General features: G+C 64.6%; 9 protein-coding genes. All 9 read right to left on the reverse strand.

What is annotated here, in order from left to right; all coding sequences use genetic code 11:
• Positions 1 to 485: bifunctional diaminohydroxyphosphoribosylaminopyrimidine deaminase/5-amino-6-(5-phosphoribosylamino)uracil reductase RibD (ribD, locus tag ACN0T5_RS21090; RefSeq protein WP_417770575.1), on the reverse strand; the 485-nt coding region annotated here is incomplete at its 3' end.
• 20 nt (positions 486 to 505) lie between these two features.
• Complete coding sequence (nrdR, locus tag ACN0T5_RS21095; protein ID WP_306027598.1) at positions 506 to 982, reverse strand: transcriptional regulator NrdR; 477 nt, start codon at positions 980 to 982, stop codon at positions 506 to 508.
• Between the two features lie 106 nt (positions 983 to 1,088).
• Positions 1,089 to 2,399 carry a serine hydroxymethyltransferase gene (gene glyA, locus ACN0T5_RS21100; RefSeq protein WP_417770576.1) on the reverse strand — a complete coding sequence of 437 codons (1,311 nt, stop codon included), beginning with the start codon at positions 2,397 to 2,399 and terminating at the stop codon, positions 1,089 to 1,091.
• A 240-nt stretch (positions 2,400 to 2,639) separates the two neighbouring features.
• Positions 2,640 to 2,843 carry a DUF6898 family protein gene (locus ACN0T5_RS21105; RefSeq protein ID WP_417770577.1) on the reverse strand — a complete coding sequence of 68 codons (204 nt, stop codon included), beginning with the start codon at positions 2,841 to 2,843 and terminating at the stop codon, positions 2,640 to 2,642.
• 115 nt (positions 2,844 to 2,958) lie between these two features.
• A complete protein-coding gene (locus tag ACN0T5_RS21110; protein ID WP_417770578.1) occupies positions 2,959 to 4,212 on the reverse strand; it encodes a L,D-transpeptidase family protein in 1,254 nt (417 codons plus the stop codon).
• A 378-nt stretch (positions 4,213 to 4,590) separates the two neighbouring features.
• Positions 4,591 to 5,103: a transcriptional regulator LdtR gene (gene ldtR / locus ACN0T5_RS21115; RefSeq protein ID WP_417770579.1), complete on the reverse strand. Its 513-nt coding sequence runs from the start codon at positions 5,101 to 5,103 to the stop codon at positions 4,591 to 4,593.
• Between the two features lie 436 nt (positions 5,104 to 5,539).
• A complete protein-coding gene (gene mmsB / locus ACN0T5_RS21120) occupies positions 5,540 to 6,436 on the reverse strand; it encodes a 3-hydroxyisobutyrate dehydrogenase (protein WP_417770580.1) in 897 nt (298 codons plus the stop codon).
• Between the two features lie 70 nt (positions 6,437 to 6,506).
• On the reverse strand, positions 6,507 to 6,917 hold the full coding sequence (locus tag ACN0T5_RS21125) for a DUF6163 family protein (RefSeq protein WP_417770581.1): 411 nt from the start codon (positions 6,915 to 6,917) through the stop codon (positions 6,507 to 6,509).
• A 42-nt stretch (positions 6,918 to 6,959) separates the two neighbouring features.
• The coding region (locus tag ACN0T5_RS21130; RefSeq protein WP_417770582.1) for an enoyl-CoA hydratase/isomerase family protein at positions 6,960 to 7,329 on the reverse strand (370 nt) is incomplete at its 5' end.

The raw sequence follows: 7,329 nt of genomic DNA on the forward strand, positions 1-7,329 counted from the left end.
GCGAGCTTGAGCACGACCTGGGGCCGGCCGCGCGTCAGACGGCTGACATGGCCGGCATGAAGCGCTGTGCAGAGATCCTCGCGAATGCCCGACGCGACTTCGACGCCGGCGTCGCGCAGCATGGCGACGCCGCGCCCGGCAACGCGCGGATTGGGATCGAGCAGGCCGATGACGACGCGCCTGACGCCCGCTTCGGCAAGCGCCACCGAACAGGGGCCGGTGCGTCCCTGATGCGAACAGGGTTCGAGCGTGACATAGCAGGTGGCGCCGCGCGCCCTTTCGCCGGCTTCGGTCAGGGCCACGACCTCGGCATGCGGCCCGCCGGGCGGCCGCGTATAGCCGCGCCCGACAATGACCGGGCCATCCCCGTCATCGCGCACGATCAGCGCGCCGACGGCCGGATTGGGCCAGACACGGCCGAGGGCGCGCCTCGCATAGGAGGCCGCTGCAGCCATGAAACGGTCATCGTCCCAGCCGTTGGACATGTGCGCGATACGTCCGTCGATCAGGTTTCGTCGAGCGCCGCGGCGTCCGGGCCGCTCATTTCGTCGAGCAGTGCCTCGAAATCCTTGGCTTCGCGGAAATTCTTGTAGACCGAAGCGAAGCGGACATAGGAGACGTCATCGATCACCTTCAGGCCTTCCATCACCAGGTTGCCGATGTCGCTCGCCTTGACGTCGCTTTCGCCCGAGCTTTCGAGCTGGCGCACGATGCTGCTGACCATCCGCTCCAGGCGATCCGGCTCGACCGGGCGCTTGCGGGTGGCGATCCGCACCGACTGCATCAGCTTGTCGCGGTCGAACGGGACCCGGCGACCGGTGCGTTTCAGTACGGTGAGCTCGCGCAACTGGATGCGTTCGAAGGTGGTGAAACGCCCGCCGCATTCCGAACAGATCCGGCGACGGCGGATTGCGGTGTTGTCCTCCGTGGGACGTGAATCCTTCACCTGTGTGTCATCACAACCGCAATAGGGGCACTTCATGCGTTACATGGCTCCGGATCGGCGGATCACCGCTGCCCCCCATGGGCGGCGGTCCCCGATGTCTGGCCCTGGGCGCGCGCGCCTGCCGGAGCGCGCGCCACCTGCCTCAAAGCGTCGGATAGATCGGGAAGCGATCCGTCAGCGCGACAACCTTGGCCTTCACCCGTGCCTCGACCTCGGCATTGCCGTCATCGTCGTTGGCGGTGCGCAGCCCGTCGAGGACCTCGCCGATCAGGCGGCCGATTTCGCGGAACTCGGCCTGGCCGAAGCCGCGGGTGGTGCCCGCCGGCGTGCCAAGGCGGATGCCCGACGTGACGAAGGGCTTTTCCGGATCGAACGGGATGCCGTTCTTGTTGCAGGTGATGTTGGCCCGGCCGAGCGCCGCCTCGGCGCGCTTGCCGGTGGCGTTCTTCGGCCGCAGATCGACCAGCATCAGGTGGTTGTCGGTGCCACCGGACACGATGTCGAGCCCCTGCTCCTGCAGGCTCGCGGCCAGCGCCCTTGCGTTGTCCACCACGGCGCGCGCATAGGTCTTGAACTCCGGCTGCAGCGCCTCCGACAGGGCAACGGCCTTGGCGGCGATGACATGCATCAGCGGACCGCCCTGCAGACCCGGGAACACCGCCGAGTTGATCTTCTTGGCGATCGCCTCGTCATTGGTCAGGATCAGGCCGCCGCGCGGGCCGCGCAGCGACTTGTGGGTCGTGGTCGTCACCACATGGGCGTGCGGCACCGGCGAGGGATGGACGCCGCCGGCCACGAGGCCCGCGATATGCGCCATGTCGACCATAAGGTAGGCGCCGACCGAATCGGCGATCTCGCGCAGGCGCTTCCAGTCCCAGACGCGCGAATAGGCCGTGCCACCGCCGATGATCAGCTTCGGCTTGTGCTCCTCGGCGGCGCGGGCAATGTCGTCCATGTCGAGCAGATGGTCGTCGGCGCGCACTCCGTAGGAGACGACATTGAACCACTTGCCGGACATGTTGACCGGCGAGCCGTGGGTCAGGTGACCGCCGGAATTGAGATCGAGGCCCATGAACGTGTCGCCCGGCTGCAGCAGGCCCAGGAACACGGCCTGGTTCATCTGGCTGCCCGAGTTCGGTTGCACGTTGGCGAATTTCGCGCCGAACAGTTCCTTGGCGCGCTCGATGGCGAGCGTCTCGACCACGTCGACAAACTCGCAGCCGCCATAGTAGCGCTTGCCCGGATAACCTTCGGCATACTTGTTGGTGAGAATGGTGCCCTGCGCCTCGAGTACGGCGCGCGACACGATGTTCTCCGAGGCGATCAGTTCGATCTCGTGCCGCTGACGGCCGAGTTCGCTGGTGATTGCGGCATTGATCTCCGGATCGGCGTCGGCAAGCGAACGCGTGAAGAAGTCCGGATAAATCGGCGTGTCGAGTGTGGTTTCAGTCATCGACATCGTCGGTCCCCTCTAGCAGTCCTGAAGTGAGATCAGTCGCGTATCGTGAACGCTGGCGCCGCGATCGCTGGCGAATGAGGAGGTTTGCGGGTGCCGCGCGGATGCGCCATGCCCGCAAACCGCCTCCGGGATCGGTCAATCCAAAAGGCACCGCCAGATAACACAGCCACCGGCGCGAACCAAGGCCCATTGCCGTGGCGCAACGTCACGCCGGCTCACAATGCAAGGAGCGTTTCAGGCCTTGCCGGGCTCGCCTGCGAGGCGCCGCATCAACTTGCGCAGCGCCAGTTGCCGCAAATCCGACTGCGCGGCCTGCACGGGTCCGAGAACCACCACCTCGATTCCGGTCGTGGCGTCGATCGCGGTGACCCGGACCTGGCGTCCGACCGGCCTGAACTCGAAATAGACCTCGCCCTTCGGCGTGCCGTCCGCGCTCATGACGCCCGATCACCTTGCACGAAGATGCGTCGGGCAGCCGGGAAAGGCATGCCCGGACGCGACCGCAACTGGCGCGAATGCGACAGGGCCGCGCAAACGCGGCAGGCCCTGGCGATCACTGCAGGTTGATTCCCGCCGTGGCCTCGCTCATCAGCAGGCCGTCGCGGTTGTAGATGTCCTCGCGGAAGTGGACCACGCCCTCAGCCGTCGCCCATGCGGTGACATAGGCCATGTAGATCGGAATCTTCGACTTCAGCTTGACGTCCTCGCGGGTGCCGGCCCGGATCGTCTCGTCGACGCGGGCGCGATCCCAGTCCGGCGTGGTGCTGGACAACAGCCAGGTGATCAGCTCGCGCACGTTCTGGACGCGGACGCAGCCGGAAGAATGGAAGCGGTAGTCGGAGCCGAAGAGCGACTTGGACGGCGTGTCGTGCAGATAGACCTGGTGCGTGTTGTGAAAATTGATGCGCACCGATCCGAGCGAGTTGATCTCGCCCGGCTCCTGGCGGAACTGGTACTGGGTCGCCTCGTCGGTGCTCCAGTCGATCTGCTGCCAGGCAAGCTCGTTGCCCTTCCAGTCGAAGATCCGGATACGGTTCTTGTCGAGATAGGCCGGATCCTCGTTCATCTTCGGGATCAGGTCCTTGCGGATGATCGAGACGGGCACCGTCCAGTAGGGATTGAAGTTGAGCTCGTAGATGGAGGAATTGAGGATCGGCGTCTGGCGGTCGATCTTGCCCACAACCGCCGTGTGGCGCGAGCGGACGCGGCCATTCTCGACGGCCTCGATTTCCGCCGCAGGAATGTTGACCATCACGTAGCGATCACCGAGGAAGCCCGACATCGACCGCAGACGCACCAGGTTGGTTTCGAGCTGCGACAGACGCACGTCGGCCGGAACATTGAGCGCGACGAGGGTCGACTTGCCGACGACACCGTCCGGGCTCAGCCCGTGACGCAGCTGGAACCGGCGCACACCGGCATCCACATAGGAATCGAACGTATCGGAGAGGCCGGCGGTCTGCTCCAGGTCGCCGGAGGCCATCAGCCGGCGGCGCAGGCTGACCACATGCTCCTCTCGGACGCCGAGCTTCATCGCCTTGCGGCTGCTGGTCACCATCGGCCAACCGCCCTGCTGGACGATGGCGGAGTAGCGCTGGATCGCATGTTCGACATGGGAGGCGGTGTCGGGCGAAAGCGTCGGGAAGGACGATTCCATCGCCTGCAGGCTGCGCATCGTGGTGTCGAACTGGTCGCGCCACTCGATCCGCTGCTGCTGCTGGAGAAGCGCCTGAACCGGGGCCGGCTGCGCGACTGCCAGGTCAACGCCGCCAACGGCCGCAAGGCCCGCCATCCAGAGGCCCGTCATGCCCCCACACGCGTCCCGCGCCTGTTTCGAGAAAAGCCCGATTGCTCGATATCCCACCGTGTCGACTCCCGTCCGGCATCCGAAAATAAAGGTCTCGTTAGGGATACTTCGGCGGAATTAACAAATACTCACACGCCGCTCAGCCCATCCGGACGGCACCACCTTTCGGGATACGGACCGTCCTGCCGCCATGCCAAGGACATGACATCAAATCGATAGCCACCCCATTATGGCACATTCATGTCGCATCGCCAGAAAAGCGCCGCTCGTCGCTGATACGGAGCGCAAATGCGTCGAGCTGTCCCGCGGCAAGGCACGGAACAGCTCGAAGGCAGGATTTCGATGTGACCGGCTGGTGGCGACAAGCGTCGCCGCCCGTCAAAGCCGATAGAGGATCTGGTCGGTCCAGAAGCGCTCCAGGCGGCGCAGAGAGCGGTTCAGCACCTTGAAATCGTCCGGACCGATCTCGCCGACCTGCTCGACCGACAACATGTGCCGCTCGTAGAGCGTGTTCACCTTCTCGGCCACGTCCTTGCCCTTGTCCGTCAGGCTGACACGGACCGAGCGACGGTCGGTGCGCGAGCGCTGGTGGTGGATAAAGCCCATGTCGACAAGCTTCTTCAGGTTGTACGACACGTTGGAGCCAAGATAGTAACCGCGTGTGCGCAGTTCACCGGCCGTCAACTCGGCATCGCCGATGTTGAACAGCAGCAGCGCCTGGACACTGTTGACGTCCGCACGACCTTCGCGGTCGAACTCATCCTTGATCACATCCAGCAGCCGCCGGTGCAAACGCTCGACGAGCGTCAGTGCTTCCAGGTAAAGCGGCTTGATGTCATCGCTCTCTTCGGCCTGCATTGCTGCATCGACCGCCTTTTTTGCCGTCATCATCTCTTTGCGCCTCATGTATTGTGTGTGGTGCGTTTTTTGTCACCTTGAGACAGAGATTACCCGCCGCTCTCTAAAATCCGCTTAAAAAGGAGACTAAATCTTCGGTTAACGTGCGAATGCAATGCATGATGCCAAAAACGATAATTTGTTAAGGATAAATACTGCCGAGTTGCAGGCTGAATTTGTCAGCAGACTCAACTGGCCGTCGTCGGCAGTCCGTCAAGGCTGCCCCGCACGCGGCACGAATGCACGCAGGAGCACGTAGGCATGCCTGCCGTTGCACGCGTCCCGTGTTGGTGCGGTTTCCCTTCCCTTCCCCGCGGCGGAAGCCCGAGTGCCCGCCGTTTCCGCGTCCTGAAACGAAAAAACGCGCCGGATCGACTCCGGCGCGTGTGATTTTTTCGCACGGTTTTCGCGTCACGATCCGGTGTCCGGATCAGCCTTCCACCTTGCCGCGCAGGAAGCGCACGATGCCGGAGAAGTCGGTACCGCCCTCGCCGGAATTGCAGAACATGTTGTAGAGCGCCGCCGCTTCCGCCCCGAGCGGCGTCGAGGCGCCGCTCGCGCTGGCTGCCTCCTGCGCGAGCTTCAGGTCCTTCAGCATCATCGCCGCCGCGAAACCGGGCTGGTAGTCGCGATTGGCCGGAGAGCTCGGCAGCGGGCCCGGAACCGGGCAGTAGCTCGTCAGCGACCAGCACTGGCCGGATGCGGTGGAGGAGATGTCGTAGAGCTTCTGCGCGTCGAGCCCCAGACGCTCGGCGAGCACGAAGGCCTCGCTGACACCGATCATCGAAATGCCGAGCAGCATGTTGTTGCAGATCTTCGCCGCCTGGCCCGTACCGGCATCGCCCGCATGAACGATGGTCTTGCCCATCACGTCGAGATAGGGATGCGCGGCCTCGTAGGCTGCCTTCGGTCCGCCGACCATGAAGGTCAGCGTGCCGCCGGCGGCACCTGCCACGCCGCCGGACACCGGCGCATCGACCATCGGCATGCCGGCCTTTTCGGCAGCAGCGGCAACCGCGCGCGCGCTCTCCACATCGATCGTCGAGCTGTCGATCAGCAGCGTGCCGGGACGGGCATGGGCGAGGATGCCGTCATCGCCGGTGTAGACCTTTCGCACATGGGCTCCGGCGGGAAGCATCGTCACCACCACATCGGCGGAGGCGACCGCCTCGGCAATGCTGCCAACCGGCGTGCCGCCAGCTTCCTTCAGCCGGGCCTTGGCGTCCGGCGAGAGGTCGAGACCGCACACCTTGTGGCCAGCCTTGACCAGATTGATCGCCATCGGCCCGCCCATGTTGCCAAGCCCGATGAAACCGATTGTCGCCATTCCCTGCACTCCCCGATTGCCTGCCCCTTGAGGGCGGTTGCTCTTGTTCGATTGCGCGCCGGCCGTCCGGTCAGCTTCGCTGTTCCCTGTCGCTCAGATAGAGAAGCACCAGATAGATCGCGATGGTCATCAGGTAGAACGCGATCTCGTAGGGACGCCGGCCGAAAATGTCGGAAAACAGCGAGTGCATGACGACCTGCGTCAAGGCCCGCGTCAGCCACATCACGGCTCCCCACGAAACGGTCAGCCAGAGGCCGATCGCCGCGACCAGATCGATCACCGCGAAGAAAACCGTGGCCGTCTGCCATTCCACCGGCATGTCCCAGAACCACAGGCCCCGCCACGGCACGATGCCGACGATGCGGGCCCAGTGAATGAGGCCCGCAACGATCAGCATGACGGCCATGCCACGCAGGTACCAGACAAGGATCTGCGACCATGCGGGCCGGTTCTTCAGATAGTCGAGCAGCAGCTCGTTCATCGTTCTTCGCTTCCTGTCTTCCGGCGGCGCCAGCCGATCCGGTCAGACGTCGAGATCGCCACCCTCGGGCGGCGCGAAATGGGCAAGCACGGCGTCCTCGGAGACGTCGGCAAGCGATGCCGGCGACCAGCGCGGTGCATTGTCCTTGTCAACGATCAGCGCGCGCACGCCCTCGTAGAAGTCGTGGCCCTGCAGGATATGGCTGACAATCCGGTATTCCAGCCGCATGCAGGCCTCGAAATCGCAGTCCGCGCCGCGCCGGAGCTGGGCGAAAGAGAGCAGCACACTGGTGGGCGATTTCGACCGGATCGCGGCGGCGAGGCCGCCGGCCCACTCCGCATCGGGATCCGAAGCCTTGCCCGCGACAGCGTCGAGCCCGGACAGGATCTCCGAGACGCTCGGCTGGCCGAAG

This window comes from Stappia sp. (assembly GCF_048261845.1).
GTDB lineage: Bacteria > Pseudomonadota > Alphaproteobacteria > Rhizobiales > Stappiaceae > Stappia.

Excerpts from the sequence above, each read along its gene's own strand:
- ACN0T5_RS21105 (WP_417770577.1), bottom strand. The coding sequence starts at position 2,843 with ATGAGCGCGGACGGCACGCCGAAGGGCGAGGTCTATTTCGAGTTCAGG.
- glyA (WP_417770576.1), bottom strand. The coding sequence starts at position 2,399 with ATGACTGAAACCACACTCGACACGCCGATTTATCCGGACTTCTTCACG.
- ACN0T5_RS21110 (WP_417770578.1), bottom strand. The coding sequence starts at position 4,212 with ATGACGGGCCTCTGGATGGCGGGCCTTGCGGCCGTTGGCGGCGTTGAC.
- ACN0T5_RS21125 (WP_417770581.1), bottom strand. The coding sequence starts at position 6,917 with ATGAACGAGCTGCTGCTCGACTATCTGAAGAACCGGCCCGCATGGTCG.
- mmsB (WP_417770580.1), bottom strand. The coding sequence starts at position 6,436 with ATGGCGACAATCGGTTTCATCGGGCTTGGCAACATGGGCGGGCCGATG.
- ldtR (WP_417770579.1), bottom strand. The coding sequence starts at position 5,103 with ATGATGACGGCAAAAAAGGCGGTCGATGCAGCAATGCAGGCCGAAGAG.
- nrdR (WP_306027598.1), bottom strand. The coding sequence starts at position 982 with ATGAAGTGCCCCTATTGCGGTTGTGATGACACACAGGTGAAGGATTCA.